The sequence below is a fragment of the Rheinheimera riviphila genome, assembly GCF_004005945.1.
Lineage (GTDB): Bacteria > Pseudomonadota > Gammaproteobacteria > Enterobacterales > Alteromonadaceae > Pararheinheimera > Pararheinheimera riviphila.
Genome location: NZ_SACS01000005.1, coordinates 96,082 through 112,498 on the forward strand (window position 1 = coordinate 96,082; position 16,417 = coordinate 112,498).

Here is a 16,417-nt window from a genome sequence, read left to right on the forward strand (position 1 = left end):
CTAGCCAGAATTCAGTCCGGAAATTGGCTCGGCGAGCGTTTTTTTGCCCAGCGTTACGGTAAAAGGGATCCAGTGCGGTCACCAGGCCGTAGCCTCCTGCAACGTTTGCAGACCGGTGCTGCCTCATTTACCTAAGGAATTTCCATGATCCGCAAAGCCATTCTGGCCAGTCTCGTGACTCTATTCGGTTGTAGTCAGTCAGTGCAGGATTATCAGGCGTTGTCGCCGCAGCTGCAATTGACTGAATTTTTTCAAGGCAGTAGTGAAGCCATCGGCGTGATGCACGACTGGCGCGGCAAACAATCGTTGCGCTTTGTGGCAGAACTTTGTGGCCAGTGGCAGGGCGATCGCGGTGATTTATATGAAATTTTTAGTTTCAGCGATGGTCGTATCGACAAAAGGCACTGGCAGTTAACCCAGCAAGCCGATGGGTCAGTCAAGGGCACGGCCGAGGACGTGGTGGGGCAAGCCAGTGGCCAGCTGGCCGGTAATACCTTGTACTGGGAATACACCCTACGTATCCCGCAAGATGGTGATTATATTGATGTGAAAGTGAAAGATTGGTTGTATCTGATAAGCCCAGGGCAGGTGATCAACCGCTCGACTTTACATAAGTTTGGCTTGACCGTGGGTGAGCTGACTTTAGCGATCAGGCAGTTACAGCCACAAGCCGACTGCGCCGAATTTATCAAAAAGTATCAGGCGACGGAGCGGACGATACCCCTGGCACCTTAATCCATCTGATCTGGAAATGCATCGCGGATGGCAATAAAGGCGTCGACCTGACTGAGCAGAATATCGACCAGCATCGGGTCAAATTGTTTACCTTTTTCGTCGGCCAGATATTGCAACACTTTGGGCATCGGCCAGGCTGGTTTGTAACAACGTTCACTGGCGAGCGCGTCAAATACATCGGCCAGTGCAGTAATGCGACCGGCAATATGAATATCTTCGCCTTTTAAACCACGTGGATAACCATTGCCATCCCAACGCTCATGGTGTTCGTAGGCAATGATAGCGCCTTGTTGCAGAATTTCATTTTGCGACTTTTGCAAAATCTGATAACCAATTTCGGCGTGCTGGCGCATGATGTCCCATTCTTCCGGATCATGTTTGCCGGGTTTATTGAGAATGTGATCCGGAATGGCAATTTTGCCAACATCGTGCAGCGGTGACGCCAGTTTGATTTTTTCCGCATCATAGGCCGATAAACCATATTGTTGCGCCAGCAGAAAGCTGAAATTGGCGACCCGTTTGACGTGGCTGCCGGTTTCCTTCGAGCGTTTTTCCACCGCTTCACCGAGGATATACGACAGTTCACGCTGGCTTTCTTTAATCAGCTCACGCAGCCGGATATTTTCATAGGCGACCGCAATATTGCTGGCGAAATAGCTGAGTAAATGATGGTCGACCTGATCAAACTTGCTGTCTTTACTGACATACAGCAAATTCTCCAGACCACGGCTGGTGGTAAAAAAACCCACAAAATAATCTTCGCCCTGATACGACTGTTTCAGCTGATGTACTTTGGTCAGCTTTTCCACCACGTCTTCAGGTAATACTTTGTCTAAAGCGGTGTCATGGCCGGTCGCGGCAATAATATCCAGCGACAACTGATGTTGCTTCGGATCGCCGGTCGCCGCACAGCAGTAGATTTGCTGATGTTCCAGGCCTAATAGATGCGAAGCTTGCGCCAGAATATTTGAGGCAAATTCGGTCAGACTTTCGCATTCCAAAAAGCTGACCGTTGAAGCAATGATTTTCTCCAGACCTTTTTTATTACTGTCGATAATGCAGATATCGCGGTAAGAGCGCAGCGCCGAATACAGCAGTGTTTTGAGCTTAATGGCGGTGACTTCAGTCTTGTTTTTGTAATCGTTGATATCGTAGTCGCGAATAACACTTTCTTCCGGTGCTTCACCAGGCTGGCCGGTGCGCAAAATTAAGCGTATTTGGGGCTGTTTTAAATCGGCGCGGATGGCTTTGACTAGATCAAGACCCGCGTGATTAGTTTCCATCACTACATCCACAATGGCTACTGCAATGTCGGTTTGTTGTTGCAGCATGGCATAAGCTTCGCGGCCACTGAAGGCATGCAGCAGTTCAACTGGCCGGTTTTCAAAACTGAAACCACGTAGCACCAGCGTGGTGATTTGATGGATACTTTCATCGTCGTCAATCACCAGCACTTTCCAGGGTTGCTGGAAACTGGTCACCGGCTCGGGTTCAGCCGGTTGGGTTGCACTGTTGTCGTGACCAAATAAAAAATCCGAATGACTCATAGAGAAAGCTCACTGCCTTAGTTAACACTAACTATGGCAAAGAATTCTCATTTTGCACTATACCCGTCATCCTTGAAGATGCGGGGTTGTTGGCCGCCTTCGTTCACCCCAGTCACATAGGACTACTATGCTCCTGGGTCGGGCTGGCGTTCCAGATTCGCTCAGTTGCCGCGGTTCCACCGTGGCGATTCCGCATCTTCAATGATTTAGGGTATGTCAACGATTTTCCAAAGACTCCAGTTCGATATTAATCGCGTTGCAGGAAATCTGAATTTCAAATAAAGACATCACCAACGACAGCAATAAACTGACCAGACTGGCACCGAAAAAAATCTGTCCTGCCAGCTCCCAACTTAAAAACAGTGCAAACATCGACAGGGTACAGAGCAAAAAGCTAATTACTCCCCAACGCTGCATCGAACGAATGAGCACAATACGTTGCCGCAGATTGACGATTTGTCGTTTCGCCAAATCCCGTACCTGGTCGCCTTCGCGATTATTCAGTTGCCGGATCAGCTGTGCCAGTACTAAAAAGCGGTTGGTATAGGCCAATAACAACAAAGAAATGGCCGGAAATAATAAGGCTGGCGTGGTCATTGTCATCATAAGAACCTCGGAAATATTTGCTGTATCTGGCATAGGAATGTCTCGCAACAATCTGATTCGCTTGAATTCTAATCTCATATTACACTGAGTTCAGACAAAGATAAGACCGGACGGACAACTTTATGGCAGTTGATTTGTGGAGCGCAATGCTCACCTTGTTTCTGATTATGGATCCGCTGGGGAATTTGCCGATTGTGGTCGCCATTTTAAAAGACTTAAAACCTGAGCGGCGGCGGCTGGTGCTGATCCGGGAATTGGTGTTGTCGTTGATTATTTTAATGTTGTTTCTATACGGTGGCCAAAGTTTCCTCAATTTGCTGGGCGTGAAGGAGGAAGCCGTCAGCATTGCCGGTGGCATCATTTTATTTTTAATTGCGATCCGGATGATTTTTCCGCCGCCAGGCGGTATGGTAGTGTTAAAAGAAGGTGAAGAACCATTTTTGTTTCCGTTAGCGGTGCCGATGATTGCCGGTCCATCGATTTTGGCGGCGTTGATTTTGCTAGCGAATCAGCAACCGGGCCAGATGATTGACTGGACTTTGGCCTTGTTTGGCGCCTGGTTGCTCAGTTCCGCCATTTTGCTGTTTGCACCTTTGTTACATCGGGTACTCGGCGAACGTGGTCTGACCGCAATGGAACGATTAATGGGTATGATTCTGGTCATTATCGCCGTACAAATGTTGTTAAATGGCATCAGCCATTATTTTAAGTGGGATTAGCAAATGCAAGTGGTGCCCTCAAAAACAGAGCAGGCTGAACAGACTCTGATTCAGACTGCGCAACAACAGCTGGAAACCACCCTGGTGGATTTCTCCGGCCAGTTATTGGCGCAGCAACAACAACTATTGGAACAACTTGGCGCCACAGTGCGTACAGAGCTTGAACAGCAGTGGCAACAAAAATTGGCCACTCAGCAACAACAGCTCAGCAGCCAACTGAGCGCTGCCGATGGCGCCAGTGCGCTGCAGCAACAGCTGGAACAACACAATCAACAGCTACAACAGCAGCTGGAGTCGCTGGAACAACAACATCAAAAAAATACCCAGCAGCTGGGAAAACAGTTACAACAAGCATCAAAACAACGGCAGATGGTCGCTGAAGAAAAAGAAGAAGCTTTAGCGGCAATGCAGCGTTTAGCGGTACAGCTGAAACAAAGCCAGGATGATTTTAAAGCCGAAAAATACCGGGTGATTGAGCTGGAACAGCAACTCTCGGGTTCGGCGACTGAGCAACAGGACAAGTTTCAAGCGGCACTGAAGCAGCTGGAAGAGCAGCGTGACGAGCTGAAACTCGCGCTGAACCAAGCCAAAGCTGAAGTGAATGCACAGCAACAATTATTCCATGCCAGCCAGCAACAGCTGCAACAACAAAATGCCGGTTCGACCGAGCTGGCGCAGCAAATTCATCATTTACAGCAGCGCCAACAACAACTCAGCGAAGAACTGGCTGGATCGCAGCAGGCCAAAGATCAAGCGCTGGAAGCAGAACAACAAAGCCAGCAACGGGTGCAGCAGTTGCAAGCGCAACTGACCGCACAGCAGCAACAATTGCAGGCGCTGCAGCAAGAGCAAAGCAGCAGTGTACAGGCCGCACAGCGCGCGCAAGCGGATGTCAGCCAATTGCAGCAACAATTGGCAGCGCAGCAAAGTGCCGCTCAGCAACAGCTCAGCTCTCAGCAACACCAGCTCAGCAGTCAGCAGCAACAAGCTGAGCAGCAGTTACAACAAGCGTTGAAAACCCAACAAACCCAGCATGAACAACAACAAGCAGAACTGCAGCAACAGCTCACTCAATATCAGCAGCAGATGACGTCGATGGCGGTGCAGCTAAATCAGATGTCGGTGATTGATCAGCAATTACAGCAGGATTTAACTGCAAAATTGCAGCAGTTTAAGCAGCTTGAGACCGAACATCAGCAATTAACCCAAGCGCTGGCTGAGCAACAACAACTGCACAGTCTACAGCATGCGGAGTTCAGCGCCTTACAGCAGCAGTTGCAGGACATCCAGCAAAGCGACGATGGTCAGCAGCAACAATTAGCGTCGTTGCAGCAAAAAGAGCAGGAGTGGCAGGCATTGCAGCATAAGCTGGAAAGCCAGTTGTTCCGCGCCCAAACCCGGCAGCAAGCGTTGGAAGAGCGCTATCAGACTGATAACGACCAATCCCGCGAAACCATTCGGGTGCTGCGTCAGCAATTACAAGCGTTGGAAACCGAAAGTTTGGCGCAGCAACAGGTATTAGAGCAGCAGCTGACTGAATATCGATTGAAGTTTGAATATGCACAGCGGCAGATTAAACCGGCCAATGCCTGAAGTGTCGACTGGGTATTGCTCTAAAATGTTGGTGGTCAATTGGTATCACTTGAGTCTGGCTGGTTCTGCCTGTCAGCCTTGTGTATCATAGCGCCCATGTAAACCGCCGCTGTGGTGGTGAGTGCTTTGACAGAGAAAACCATGAATTCAAAAGCGAATAATTTCCAGCGGATGCGCGACTTAGGATTTTACCAACAAGCCGCCATCGCGGCTACTTTGCTGGAACGGATGATCCCAAGTTATCAGCTGTTTGCTGAAGTCAGCAATTTTGGTGACGCGGCGTTACCACGCCATGTGCTGGATATGGTCTGGGAATGGTTACAGGTCAAACGCGCGAAAATTAACTTCGACAAGTTGCAGGAAGAACTGGAACTGGTGACGCCAGAAACCAGCCATTTTGATATGTTCGGCGTCTATCCGGCGGTGGACGCGATGATTGCGCTCGATTCAATGCTCAACGGCATCACGTCGCAAGACAGCAGTGAATTTATTAACGTGGCAAAAATTTCGCAAGCATCGGTCGCAAGGTTGATTGAACATGAATCCGCTGATCTGGACATCACCACCGAAGCGGAACTGCGTAAAGTGGTGCGCGACCACGAACTGATGCAATACGAAATGGATTGTTTAGTCGAGCTGATGGACACCGTTGAACCGTGGCAACATTTTGGTCGCCCGGAAGTGCAGCAACTCAAAGCCTGGGTCAAAGAGCAGGGCGTCACCAACCTTGGGATGGAATTGACTGCAGATCCCACCGAAGGCACTCCAGCGGAATAGTGGTTTTAACCTAATTTTGTTCTGAACCCAATCATTCTTTTTTGGCGTACTGCCGCTGACGCGGTGAGTACGCCCTACGCAAGCTTCTGATTTTATGTGAGACGTAGGTCGGATAAACGCGAAGCGTGTCATCCGGCAGACGCTCGATTTGTATGGTGGTCGTATCCTACACTGCTGGCGGAACCCGTTGATACAAGCGATACGCCAGCTGACCTGCAATACTTTCTTTTAATAATCGCCAGTGCGCTGGCAGACTGGCAACATTAAGTTCCTTCTCACACTCCAGATAAATCAGTGCTTCGGGCGCTAACCAGCCGTGCTGTTCCAGGTGTGCTGCACATGGCAGCGCTAAATCCTGGCGAAACGGTGGGTCAATAAACACCAAATTATAGGGGCGACGGGCCTGTTGTTGCAGATATTGCAGGCAGTTGGTGGCAACCACTTCGGCGTTGTCACATTTCAGCGTCAGCAGATGTTGCTGCAATTGTTTGACCGCTGTTTTATCCAGTTCCAGCAAGGTGGCAAAAGCGGCTTGCCTCGACAATGCTTCCAGAGCCAGACTGCCGCTGCCACTAAAACAATCCAGCACCGTGCTGCCAGCGGTATCCGCCATGAGCCAGTTAAATAAGGTTTCTTTCACCCGATCGGTGGTCGGGCGTAAGCCTTCGGCATTGAGTACCGGTAATTTCCGGCCGCGCCATTGGCCACTGATGATCCTGACAAAACCGGTGCCGCCGTGGGCTGGTGGTGGCTGTGGAGTACGACGTGATTTCATCGGGAGTTTATGCCTGAATAATAAAGGTGGTAGTATAAAGGGCGATTTTACCTGAGTTTCGATTTTCTGACAGCGGACCCTATGACAAAACCTAATAAACTGTTTTCCTGGCTTGGCTTTGGTAAAAAGCCAGAAGCTGATCCAATTCCTACAGCGGTTGCAACGCCAGAGCCAGCGGCCGAAATTATCCCTACAGAGGTTGCCACCCCAGAAGTTGCCAACGTCGAAGTTTCGATCGCAGCACCGGAAGCAGTGCCCCTGGTCACGCCGGTTGAAACTGAGATCCCGGCGTCATCGAGTCCTGAGCCTATCGCCGAGCTTGCTCACCAAATTATTCCAGCACCAACGCCGGAACTTATTCCACAACCGATTTCTGAACCAATTCCAGAACCGGTTCCGGCACCCATCATCGAAACAGCACCAGCACCAGCACCAGCACAAGCACAAGCACCAGCACCAGCACCAACTCCAACCCAGCCAGCCGAACCTATCGCCGACAAAAAACCAGGCTTTTTCGCCCGGTTAAAACAAGGCCTGAGCAAAACCAGTCAAAACCTCGGTAATGGCCTGGCGAGTTTATTCCTCGGCAAAAAAATCGACGATGATTTATACGAAGAGCTGGAAACCCAGTTGTTGATGGCCGACGTTGGCGTGGATACCAGCCAAAAACTGATTAAACAACTGGTGCAACATGCCGACCGCCGTCAACTGAAAGACGCCGACAGTCTGTACGAAAAATTGCAGCAGGAAATGGCCAGCTTACTGGATGATGTGGAAAAACCGTTGGATACCAGCAATGGCGATGGTCCTTTTGTGATCCTGATGGTGGGTGTGAATGGTGTGGGTAAAACCACCACCATCGGTAAAATGGCGCAGCAATTTAAACTACAGGGAAAATCGGTGATGTTGGCGGCTGGTGATACCTTCCGTGCAGCTGCGGTCGAGCAACTGCAAGTGTGGGGCGATCGCAACCAAATTCCGGTGATTGCTCAGCACAGCGGCGCCGATAGCGCTTCGGTGATTTTTGACGCTTATCAGGCAGCCAAAGCCCGCAAAATTGATGTGTTGATTGCTGACACCGCCGGTCGTCTGCAAAACAAAGCCCATCTGATGGAAGAGCTGAAAAAAATCGTCCGGGTGATGAAAAAAATTGATGGGGCCGCGCCGCATGAAGTGATGCTGACTTTAGACGCTGGTACTGGTCAAAACGCCATCAGTCAGGCAAAGTTGTTTCATGAAGCTGTTGAACTGACAGGCATTTCATTAACCAAGCTCGACGGCACGGCCAAAGGCGGGGTGATTTTTGCCATCGCCGATCAGTTTAAATTACCTATTCGCTATATTGGTGTGGGTGAAAGCATTGATGACTTGCGGGTTTTTAACAGCAAAGACTTTATTCGGGCATTATTTAATAAGGAATTCTGAGCATGCTGCGTTTTGAGCAGGTCAGCAAAGGTTACTCCGGTGGTTTTGTCGCGTTAGACCGGGTCAGTTTTGAACTGGCCAAAGGTGAAATGGCGTTTTTGACTGGTCACTCAGGCGCCGGTAAAAGTACTCTGCTCAAACTGATCAGTCTGATTGAACGGCCATCGGCTGGTCGGGTATTTATCAATGGTGTTGATTTAACAGGCATTAAACCGCGGCAAATTCCTTATGTGCGCCGCGACGTTGGGATGATTTTTCAGGATCACCGCTTGCTGATGAATCACAGCGTGTTCGATAACGTGGCGCTGCCGTTGGTGATTGAAGGGTTTACCGGCCGCGATATGGCGAAACGGGTGCATGCGGCGCTGGATCAGGTTGGTTTACTGGATAAAGCCCGTTGTTTGCCTGCAACTTTATCCGGTGGCGAAGCGCAGCGCGTTGGCATCGCCCGTGCTGTGGTCAACAAACCACCGTTGTTGTTGGCCGATGAACCGACCGGCAATCTGGACCCGGATTTATCCAAAGACATTATGCGGGTGTTTGAAGCCTTTAATCAGGCAGGCGTTTCGGTGTTGGTCGCTAGTCACGATCTCGGCCTTATCGCCAGAATGCGCTACCGCACCATGACGCTTAAAGGCGGCAAAATGATTAACGATGGCTTGTTGCATCAGGAGGACTCGGAATGAGTATTTTATTCTCCGGTCGTGCTGTGGGTGCGACGGCGACGCAACCGAATATCCTGCAAAAATTGCTACGCGGCATTTTTACCCATCTGCGCCAGGCCATTACCAGCCTTGGTGAATTGTGGCGCAGCCCGCTGTGGACTTTGATCACCGTTGCGGTGCTGGGCGTCAGTATGACGTTGCCGACGACCCTGCATTTATTAGTGAAGAATATTCAACAAGTTAGCCGCAGTTATGATCAATCGTTTGAAATCAGTTTGTTTTTGCAAAATGAAACCACATCAACTGAGATCGCCACTTTGGTGACGTTGCTGCAAGGCGATCCGCAGGTCGACAAAGTACGGTTGATTGATAAAGCGGCAGCGATGACTGAGTTTAAGCAGCAGTCTGGCTTTGGTGAAGCCTTAGCATTTTTGGATCAAAATCCATTGCCGGACGTGTTGCTGGTGACGCCGAAGGTGAATCAGCCAGCAGCGGCCGAAGCGTTGATGCAAAAGCTGCAAAAAGAGCGGCATGTCGAACTGGCAAAACTGGATATCAGCTGGCTGGAACGACTGGCGGCGCTGATGAATCTGCTGCAACAAGCGGTGTATACCATTGCGATTTTATTACTGAGTGCTGCGCTACTGGTGATTGGTAACACGATCCGTTTGTCGATTATGGATAAAAAAGCCGAAATTGAAGTCATGAAACTGGTTGGCGCTACCGATGCTTTTATTCAACGACCGTTTTTATACACCGGCATTTGGCTGGGGGTGTTTGGTGGTTTTCTGGCCTTTGTGGTGGTGGAAGTGATGTTGTGGTGGTTGCGCTCGGCGATCGCCACCGTGACTCAGCTCTATCAAAGTGATTTTGTGTTGAACTCGTTAAGCATGCAGGAATTTGGCTGGCTGATGCTGATTGCGGTGTCGCTTGGCCTGATTGGCTCTTACATCGCCGTGCGCAGCCATATTAAGGCGATTGAGCCTTAACGAGCTGATGAAAACAGTGCTGAGCGCTCAGCACTGTTCGTTGAAACCTAGCCAGTTGAAAGCTAGTTAGTTGCTACGCGCCGTCAACAGTAAACCATGCGCCCAATCCACCGCCTGCATATAATGCGGGCTTAAATCAATCGCTTTCCCAAATAACTTCTGACTCAGTTGTTGCTGTAACTCCCAATCGGCCTGTTCAAAAGCTTTGGCCAATTCCAGATATTGCCCCAGTTTGCCCTGATGGGCGACCAGCGCTTCTTTAATCTCAGGCAGTATCGGCAAATCTTCCAGCAAATCGGCTAACGGTTGTTCCAATAATGCGTCAACCAACGAAAACAAACCGGTTAAAAAAGCCGAAGGCGGATTTTCCGGATCATGGTTCATTTGTGCCATTAAATCGCAGAACCGCGCCCGCACCATCGACATATTCAGTAGCTCGCTGCCGTTATCTTCACTCAAGTTCGCCAGCGCCAGCAAGGCAATAAACTTCTTCAACTCGGCCTCACCCATATACACCATGGCGTGTTTTAACGAACCAATCGGTTTTTCGCGGGCAAAACTGGAGCTATTCACAAACCGCAGCAGCTTATAAGACAGGCCTAAATCACGTTCGACGATGGCGGATAACTGGTCAAAATCCAGTTCCACTTTGCTCGATTCGGAGATCAGCAATAATAAATTAAGTTTACTACTGGCGATTTTTTTGTGTTTCAGCATTTCCGGTCGCGCAAAAAAGTAACCCTGAAATAAGTTAAACCCCAGCTGTTTCAGTTTCTGGTATTCGGCAGCAGTTTCCACTTTTTCGGCGAGCAGTGTTACTGGATGATGTTTAATGCGGGAAATGTATTTGCTGATTTGCAGCATATTAAATTGCTGCACATCCACTTTAATAATGCTGATATAAGGCAGGAAGATGTCCCACTTCGGTTCAAAATCATGATCATCCAGTGCCAGTTGATAGCCCATGCGGTGTAACTCACGACAGGCCGTTAACAGCTCGCGACTGATTGGCACTGTTTCCAGAATTTCGATCACCATGCTTTTGGGGTCAATCGAAGTCGGGAAATGGTGAATCAGGGTATCTGCCGAGAAATTAATAAAGGCCATCCGGCTGCCGGTAATTTTCTCTACCCCCATCAATAAATGATGTTCGGTGATGAGCTTTGAGGTCGCCTCGTCGGCGTTAATGTTCGGAAAACAGTTGGCGACGCCGTCCCGAAACAACAGTTCGTAGCCATAAAGATTTTTTTCGGCATCGAGGATCGGTTGCCTAGCCATGTAACAATACATAGGACTACTCCTGGTACAGATCGGAAAAGGCTGGAACGCAGCGGTATAGCGGCTTTGGGGACAATTACCACATTACAGCTGTTGTTATTGTCATTTGAGCATATCGTAAAAAAGCGCTTCCACTATATGCTTTGATATTCTGAAAAAAATCTGTTTATAAGATTAGGGTCTTAAAAGCAGCGGAACTTTGCTTAGCACTCTCAATCGAAGAGTGCTAAGATGAGTCCACTTGATGAAAGCAGGAGCTATGTAAATGACTAAAGCATCCCTTATGACCATGTCTGTCGCCGCCAGCGGAAGCCTCGAAGCTTATACCCATGCGGTGAGTACCATTCAGATGTTGTCTGCTGACGAAGAACGCGCTTTAGCCGAGCGGTTACAACAACATGGTGACCTGGAAGCAGCCCGTCAATTAATCATGTCGCATTTACGGTTTGTGGTGCATATCGCCCGCAGTTATTCCGGTTACGGTTTACCGATTGGCGATTTAGTGCAGGAAGGCAATATCGGCCTGATGAAAGCAGTCAAACGTTTTGACCCGACAGTCGGTGTGCGTTTAGTCTCTTTTGCCGTGCACTGGATCAAGGCTGAAATTCATGAGTTTGTGCTGAAAAACTGGCGTATTGTGAAAGTCGCGACCACCAAAGCACAACGTAAGTTGTTCTTTAATCTGCGTAAAGCCAAGAAAAACTTAGGCTGGTTCAGTCAGGAAGAAGTGAAAAACGTGGCTGAATCTTTAGGGGTTCCGGAATACGAAGTGCGGGAAATGGAATCGCGGATGAGCAATCACGATATGCCATTTGACGCGCAGGATGATGACGACGAAGCTGCCATTCATGCTCCGGTGTTTTATCTGCAGGATAAATCGTCCGACTTAGCCAGCAATTTTGAAGAAGACCAATCTGAAGGTGCTGCGGTTGACCGCTTGCAAGCTGCGGTGCGGACTTTGGATGAGCGCAGTCAGGATATTATCCGCGCCCGTTGGTTAGATCATCAGAAACTGACCTTACAGGAACTGGCGGATCGATATTCAGTGTCAGCAGAGCGGGTGCGTCAGCTGGAAAAAAATGCCATGAAAAAGCTGCATGCAGCGATGGTTGATGCTTAATTGCTAAGTAACTACTTGCTTAGTAACTAATAGCGAAGTATTGAATTTAAAAAAGAACAGGCAGCCTAAGCTGCCTTTTCTTTGTGCATTTTTCGTCGATGCAGCACTGCTTAACGCAGTAACAATGCTTAACGTAGTAACAATAAAGGCGTCGCAGCCGTTGGCACTGTCGTCGCTACTGCCCGCTGATCTTCAAACCAAAGTTGCCATTCCGCAGCCATCACCACAGCCGGAATGACAAAACCCGGTAAATCTGCTTTATAGGGTGGATGCCATTGCAAAGGTTCCGCCACCGCTGCGGCTGCAATCTCTGCTACAGGAGCAGAATGACCTGCAGGGTCAGTTGTCGGGTTCGTCATTTGCGAATCAGTGTTGTGGACCAGACTGACTGAGCCGGAGCCTGCTTCACCCACGGCCGATACTTTTTCTGGCTGAGGCGACAATTTCACCACCTTTTTCCCGTCGCTGCGCGCTTTGACAGTCCAGTTGGTTTCATTGGCGGCGCGGCTTTCAGTCCTGTTCGCGGCAGAGGCGGCAGCTGTTTTTGGAGTCGCTGTTCCCTGTTGGGCGGCCAAGCTGACTGGTGGCAGGTCCAATAATTGTGATGCTGGCACCAGCTCAACTCCAGATGCAGCCAGCCGCGCCAGATTGCGCTTTAAGTAGCGGTAAGTTTCCGGATAAGGATGGCCGATAGCAACGGCGCTGCCTTGTTGTTTCGCCAGTTTAATCAGTTGGTTAAATTGTTTATCCAGCGCAGCATGTGATTTGTCGTTGTCGAGAAAAATATCGCGACTGCGGCTTTTAATCTGATGGGTGGTGGTGGCGCGGGCGACGGCGCTGCGGGCTGTGGTTTTGCTGTCAATAAAATACAAACCCCGTTCGGCCATCACTTGCATGGTCCAGTCCATTTGCTGCGGCAAACTGGTATACAAACTTCCCATATGATTGTTGACGCCAATAGCCTGAGGCACCTGCGCCAGCGCTAGGTGCAAAGCTTGTTGTACCTGGGTTTTGGACATCTGGCGGCGAAGTGCGCCTTTGCCCAGCAGATGGTTTTGCGCCACCGCTTCCATCGGCATATGCAACATCACTTCTTTATGCTTTAGCGCAGCAAGCTCCGCCATTTGCTGGCTTTGTGGGGCGAATGGCATCACGGCGAATGTTAAGGCATAAGGGAGTTGGATCAACAGTGGATCGGCTTTTTGATAGCCAATATCATCGATAATAATTGCCACTTTCGCCGGCAACGTCTGTGCATCAACTGCTGCAGTAAAGCCAGCAAATAACATCAAAAATCTTAGAATATACAAGGTATTTACTTCACTGCCTGATTGCTGCACTAAGCCAGAACATGGCTTGGGGAATGGTTGAGATTATACCTTGCTATGATGCCTGGCTGTTATATTTGGCGATTATGTTTGATCACGGCCGCCGCAACCAGCGCAGCGGGTTTACCGCCGAACCTTTTTGGCGGATCTCAAAATAGAGTCCGGGTTGACCCTGACCACCACTTTGGCCAACCAGCGCCACCGCATCACCGGTGCGGACTGTTTCGCCCGGGGTTTTTAACAAGGTTTGATTGTGGCCGTACAAACTCATCAGGCCATTGCCGTGATCGATCACCGTCACCCAGCCATAACCTTTCAGCCAGTCGGCATAGATCACCTGACCATCGGCGACCGCTTTGACGGCAGTACCGGCACGGGCGTCGATAATCAAACCGCTGGCAGTCATACCACCGCCATGTTTCGCCCCGAATGGTTGTGAAACAGCACCTTGCACTGGCCAGGGTAAATCGCCGGCTTTGCCGGTGTTGCCTGATTTACTGACTAGGCGACGGTTAGCTGCTGCAGCTTTTAATTTCGCCAGGGTGTCCTGCAGGCTTTTTTCATTGGTCTTCAGATAAGCGAGTTGCTGCTGCTGATCGCTAAGCAACGCCTGTAGTTCTTTCACCGATTGTTGCTGACTTTGCCTTGCGGTTGTTAATTCATCTTGCTGCGAAGTCAGCTGTGCTAACCGTTGCTGTTGTTCCAGCTGATTGGCAGCCGTTTGTTGTTTGAGCGCATCGAGTTCAGCAACCGTGGCTTTGAGCGCTAACAGTTGTTGCATTCTGGCATTATTAAAGTATTGATAGTAGGTGAGGGTGCGCTCTAACTTGACTGCATCCTGTTGATTCAGCAGCAGTTGCGTATAGTCGTGACCACCGACCTGATAGGCCGCTTTCACTTGCGCTGCCAGCAATCCTTGTTGTTGCTGGCGTTGTTGCTCCAGCACCTGCGCTTCGCCATCCAGTTTTTGTTGTTGCGCCTGTAATTCGGTAATTTTTGTTTGTTGTTGCACCACCGCATCAGCAGCTTGCGCCAGCGCAGCATCAGCCAGTTTCAACTGTGCTTCGGCTTTTTTCAGTTGTTGCCGTTGATCCCGTCGTTGCCGTTCGGTCTGCTTAATTTCCTGCTGCAACGATTCCAGCTCTTTGCGGGCGCTGGCAGTGCTTTGTTGCGCCTCGACCGCAGTGGTCATGCTGCCGAGCAAAAGCCCAAGCAGCATGGCGCATTTGATGGTGCGACTGACAAAAATCACTGGAGTTTAAACAACAATTTGCCGGTCATCTCGGCCGGAACCGGCATGCCCATCAGTTGCAGCATGGTCGGGGCGATATCACTTAAAATGCCACCTGCAACTGGCGTTGCGTCCCGGCCGACATAAATCAACGGCACCGGGCCACTGGTATGGGCGGTGTGGGCCTGACCCGATTCGTGGTCGACCATTTGTTCAGCATTGCCGTGATCAGCGGTAATAAGACATTCGCCACCCACTGCAGAGAGCGCTTCAACCACCCGGCCAATACAGGTGTCTACCGCTTCCACAGCTTTAATCGCCGCCGATAAAATGCCGGTGTGACCCACCATATCGCCGTTTGGATAGTTGCAGATAATCACATCAAACTTGTTGCTATGAATGGCTTCGACCAGCTTATCAGTCAGTAAAGTTGAATTCATTTCCGGTTGTAAATCGTAGGTCGCAACCGATGGCGATGGGATCAAAATCCGTTCTTCACCGGCAAACACATCTTCGCGGCCACCGCTAAAGAAGAAAGTGACATGAGCATATTTTTCAGTTTCGGAAATCCGTAACTGCGTTTTGCCATGTTTTGCCAGCCACTCGCCCAGCACGTTATCTAATGCAGTAGGTGGATAAGCCACTGGCGCTTTAATATCGGCTGCGTATTCAGTCAGTTGCACGAACGAACTTAATTTCGGCTCTCGCTCGCGGACAAAACCGCTGAAATCGCTATCGGTAAAAGTACGGCTGAACTGACGGGCGCGGTCGGCACGGAAATTCATAAAAATCAGCGCGTCGCCATCGGCAATTTTAATCGTCTCGCCAGCGGCGTTGGTGATGGCGGTGGCTTTGACAAACTCGTCGTTTTCATCACGGGCGTAGGCAGCATGCAAAGCTTCGACAGCGTCGTGGTGCTGAAATAGGCCTTTACCATCCACAATCAATTCATAGGCTTGTTGTACCCGATCCCAGCGCTTGTCGCGGTCCATAGCAAAATAACGACCGATGATGCTGGCGATTTGGCCGCTGCCGATGGTGCTGAATTTGTCTTGCACCAGCTTTAACGAGGCTTCGGCGCTGCGGGGAGGCGTGTCGCGACCATCTAAAAATGCGTGTAAATAAATCTGGCGGGCGCCTTCACGATGCGCTAATTCAATCATCGCTACTAAATGCTCTTCATGGCTATGGACACCACCTGGCGATAACAAGCCCATCAAATGCACTGCTTTCCCCTGGGCAACAGCACTTCTGACTGCATTCACTAAAGCTGGGTTCTGGAAAAAGTCACCATCTTTGATGGCTTTAGTGATGCGGGTGAATTCCTGATAAACCACCCGGCCCGAACCTAAATTGACATGGCCAACTTCCGAGTTGCCCATTTGGCCATCCGGTAAACCAACGTCCATACCAGAGCCGGAAATCAGGCTGTGTGGGCACTGTTGCCACAGCCTGTCCATCACCGGGGTATTGGCTTGCAGAATTGCGTTGTCAGCCGGATCTTCGCGATAACCCCAACCGTCTAAAATCAGAAGAACTAAAGGTTTACCCGGCTTTGTCATCACTGCTCCGCATCTTGTTGCTTGATCATCATTCGGACGTCCATCTTACCCAAATTTGTTGACGACT

The 16,417-nt window shown here is 49.9% G+C and carries 15 protein-coding genes; 8 read left to right on the top strand and 7 right to left on the bottom strand.

Features of this window, described 5'->3' with window-relative positions:
• Positions 1-144 precede the first annotated feature (144 nt).
• Positions 145-735: a DUF3833 family protein gene (locus EOE67_RS06695; RefSeq protein ID WP_206099500.1), complete on the top strand. Its 591-nt coding sequence runs from the start codon at positions 145-147 to the stop codon at positions 733-735.
• On the opposite strand, the gene EOE67_RS06700 is transcribed toward EOE67_RS06695, so the two are convergent.
• Both EOE67_RS06700 and EOE67_RS06705 read right to left on the bottom strand, forming a co-directional pair.
• A complete protein-coding gene (locus EOE67_RS06700) occupies positions 732-2,282 on the bottom strand; it encodes a DUF3369 domain-containing protein (protein WP_127698265.1) in 1,551 nt (516 codons plus the stop codon). The two genes, EOE67_RS06695 and EOE67_RS06700, sit on opposite strands and share 4 nt — an antisense overlap.
• A 216-nt stretch (positions 2,283-2,498) precedes the next feature.
• Positions 2,499-2,885 carry a DUF2721 domain-containing protein gene (locus EOE67_RS06705; protein WP_127698358.1) on the bottom strand — a complete coding sequence of 129 codons (387 nt, stop codon included), beginning with the start codon at positions 2,883-2,885 and terminating at the stop codon, positions 2,499-2,501.
• 125 nt (positions 2,886-3,010) lie between these two features.
• Here EOE67_RS06705 and EOE67_RS06710 point away from each other — a divergent pair, with 125 nt between their 5' ends.
• The 3 genes from EOE67_RS06710 to EOE67_RS06720 all read left to right on the top strand — a co-directional run bounded on the left by EOE67_RS06710 (position 3,011) and on the right by EOE67_RS06720 (position 5,977).
• On the top strand, positions 3,011-3,607 hold the full coding sequence (locus EOE67_RS06710; RefSeq protein WP_127698266.1) for a YhgN family NAAT transporter: 597 nt from the start codon (positions 3,011-3,013) through the stop codon (positions 3,605-3,607).
• Positions 3,608-3,610: 3 nt separating this feature from the next.
• Complete coding sequence (locus EOE67_RS06715) at positions 3,611-5,200, top strand: coiled-coil domain-containing protein (protein ID WP_127698267.1); 1,590 nt, start codon at positions 3,611-3,613, stop codon at positions 5,198-5,200.
• Positions 5,201-5,341: 141 nt separating this feature from the next.
• A complete protein-coding gene (locus EOE67_RS06720; RefSeq protein WP_127698268.1) occupies positions 5,342-5,977 on the top strand; it encodes a YjaG family protein in 636 nt (211 codons plus the stop codon).
• A gap of 166 nt (positions 5,978-6,143) precedes the next feature.
• Here the strand turns inward: EOE67_RS06720 and rsmD are convergent, their stop codons facing one another.
• The gene (gene rsmD, locus EOE67_RS06725) at positions 6,144-6,752 is read right to left on the bottom strand and encodes a 16S rRNA (guanine(966)-N(2))-methyltransferase RsmD (RefSeq protein WP_127698269.1); all 609 of its coding nucleotides are present in this window, start codon (positions 6,750-6,752) and stop codon (positions 6,144-6,146) included.
• Positions 6,753-6,833: 81 nt separating this feature from the next.
• On the opposite strand from rsmD, the gene ftsY reads away from it, so the two are divergent.
• From ftsY to ftsX, 3 genes are read left to right on the top strand one after another with little or no spacing between them, the layout of a single operon-like run.
• Positions 6,834-8,177 carry a signal recognition particle-docking protein FtsY gene (ftsY, locus tag EOE67_RS06730; RefSeq protein WP_127698270.1) on the top strand — a complete coding sequence of 448 codons (1,344 nt, stop codon included), beginning with the start codon at positions 6,834-6,836 and terminating at the stop codon, positions 8,175-8,177.
• Between the two features lie 2 nt (positions 8,178-8,179).
• On the top strand, positions 8,180-8,863 hold the full coding sequence (ftsE, locus tag EOE67_RS06735; protein WP_127698271.1) for a cell division ATP-binding protein FtsE: 684 nt from the start codon (positions 8,180-8,182) through the stop codon (positions 8,861-8,863).
• Entirely contained in the window at positions 8,860-9,831 is a 972-nt protein-coding gene (ftsX, locus tag EOE67_RS06740; protein WP_127698272.1) for a permease-like cell division protein FtsX, read from the top strand. Before ftsE ends, ftsX begins: the two co-directional genes overlap by 4 nt.
• A 66-nt stretch (positions 9,832-9,897) precedes the next feature.
• Here the strand turns inward: ftsX and EOE67_RS06745 are convergent, their stop codons facing one another.
• A complete protein-coding gene (locus tag EOE67_RS06745) occupies positions 9,898-11,121 on the bottom strand; it encodes an EAL and HDOD domain-containing protein (RefSeq protein ID WP_127698273.1) in 1,224 nt (407 codons plus the stop codon).
• 253 nt (positions 11,122-11,374) lie between these two features.
• On the opposite strand from EOE67_RS06745, the gene rpoH reads away from it, so the two are divergent.
• Complete coding sequence (gene rpoH / locus EOE67_RS06750) at positions 11,375-12,229, top strand: RNA polymerase sigma factor RpoH (RefSeq protein ID WP_127698274.1); 855 nt, start codon at positions 11,375-11,377, stop codon at positions 12,227-12,229.
• A gap of 128 nt (positions 12,230-12,357) precedes the next feature.
• Here rpoH and EOE67_RS06755 read toward each other — a convergent pair whose 3' ends face one another.
• The 3 genes from EOE67_RS06755 to gpmM form a co-directional block, all read right to left on the bottom strand.
• On the bottom strand, positions 12,358-13,518 hold the full coding sequence (locus EOE67_RS06755; protein WP_127698275.1) for a divergent polysaccharide deacetylase family protein: 1,161 nt from the start codon (positions 13,516-13,518) through the stop codon (positions 12,358-12,360).
• A 133-nt stretch (positions 13,519-13,651) separates the two neighbouring features.
• Positions 13,652-14,776 (bottom strand): murein hydrolase activator EnvC family protein, encoded by a 1,125-nt coding sequence (locus tag EOE67_RS06760; RefSeq protein WP_127698276.1) that lies wholly within the window; start codon positions 14,774-14,776, stop codon positions 13,652-13,654.
• A 29-nt stretch (positions 14,777-14,805) separates the two neighbouring features.
• Positions 14,806-16,350, bottom strand: a complete 1,545-nt coding sequence (gene gpmM, locus EOE67_RS06765) for a 2,3-bisphosphoglycerate-independent phosphoglycerate mutase (protein ID WP_127698277.1) — start codon at positions 16,348-16,350, stop codon at positions 14,806-14,808.
• Positions 16,351-16,417 lie beyond the last annotated feature (67 nt).

What these genes read in the sequence shown, in the direction of transcription:
- ftsE (WP_127698271.1), top strand. Translation starts at nt 8,180, where the DNA reads ATGCTGCGTTTTGAGCAGGTCAGCAAAGGTTACTCCGGTGGTTTTGTC.
- EOE67_RS06720 (WP_127698268.1), top strand. Translation starts at nt 5,342, where the DNA reads ATGAATTCAAAAGCGAATAATTTCCAGCGGATGCGCGACTTAGGATTT.
- EOE67_RS06695 (WP_206099500.1), top strand. Translation starts at nt 145, where the DNA reads ATGATCCGCAAAGCCATTCTGGCCAGTCTCGTGACTCTATTCGGTTGT.
- EOE67_RS06755 (WP_127698275.1), bottom strand. Translation starts at nt 13,518, where the DNA reads ATGTTATTTGCTGGCTTTACTGCAGCAGTTGATGCACAGACGTTGCCG.
- ftsX (WP_127698272.1), top strand. Translation starts at nt 8,860, where the DNA reads ATGAGTATTTTATTCTCCGGTCGTGCTGTGGGTGCGACGGCGACGCAA.
- EOE67_RS06715 (WP_127698267.1), top strand. Translation starts at nt 3,611, where the DNA reads ATGCAAGTGGTGCCCTCAAAAACAGAGCAGGCTGAACAGACTCTGATT.
- EOE67_RS06760 (WP_127698276.1), bottom strand. Translation starts at nt 14,776, where the DNA reads ATGCTGCTTGGGCTTTTGCTCGGCAGCATGACCACTGCGGTCGAGGCG.
- rsmD (WP_127698269.1), bottom strand. Translation starts at nt 6,752, where the DNA reads ATGAAATCACGTCGTACTCCACAGCCACCACCAGCCCACGGCGGCACC.
- EOE67_RS06745 (WP_127698273.1), bottom strand. Translation starts at nt 11,121, where the DNA reads ATGTATTGTTACATGGCTAGGCAACCGATCCTCGATGCCGAAAAAAAT.
- ftsY (WP_127698270.1), top strand. Translation starts at nt 6,834, where the DNA reads ATGACAAAACCTAATAAACTGTTTTCCTGGCTTGGCTTTGGTAAAAAG.
- EOE67_RS06710 (WP_127698266.1), top strand. Translation starts at nt 3,011, where the DNA reads ATGGCAGTTGATTTGTGGAGCGCAATGCTCACCTTGTTTCTGATTATG.
- gpmM (WP_127698277.1), bottom strand. Translation starts at nt 16,350, where the DNA reads ATGACAAAGCCGGGTAAACCTTTAGTTCTTCTGATTTTAGACGGTTGG.
- rpoH (WP_127698274.1), top strand. Translation starts at nt 11,375, where the DNA reads ATGACTAAAGCATCCCTTATGACCATGTCTGTCGCCGCCAGCGGAAGC.
- EOE67_RS06700 (WP_127698265.1), bottom strand. Translation starts at nt 2,282, where the DNA reads ATGAGTCATTCGGATTTTTTATTTGGTCACGACAACAGTGCAACCCAA.
- EOE67_RS06705 (WP_127698358.1), bottom strand. Translation starts at nt 2,885, where the DNA reads ATGACAATGACCACGCCAGCCTTATTATTTCCGGCCATTTCTTTGTTG.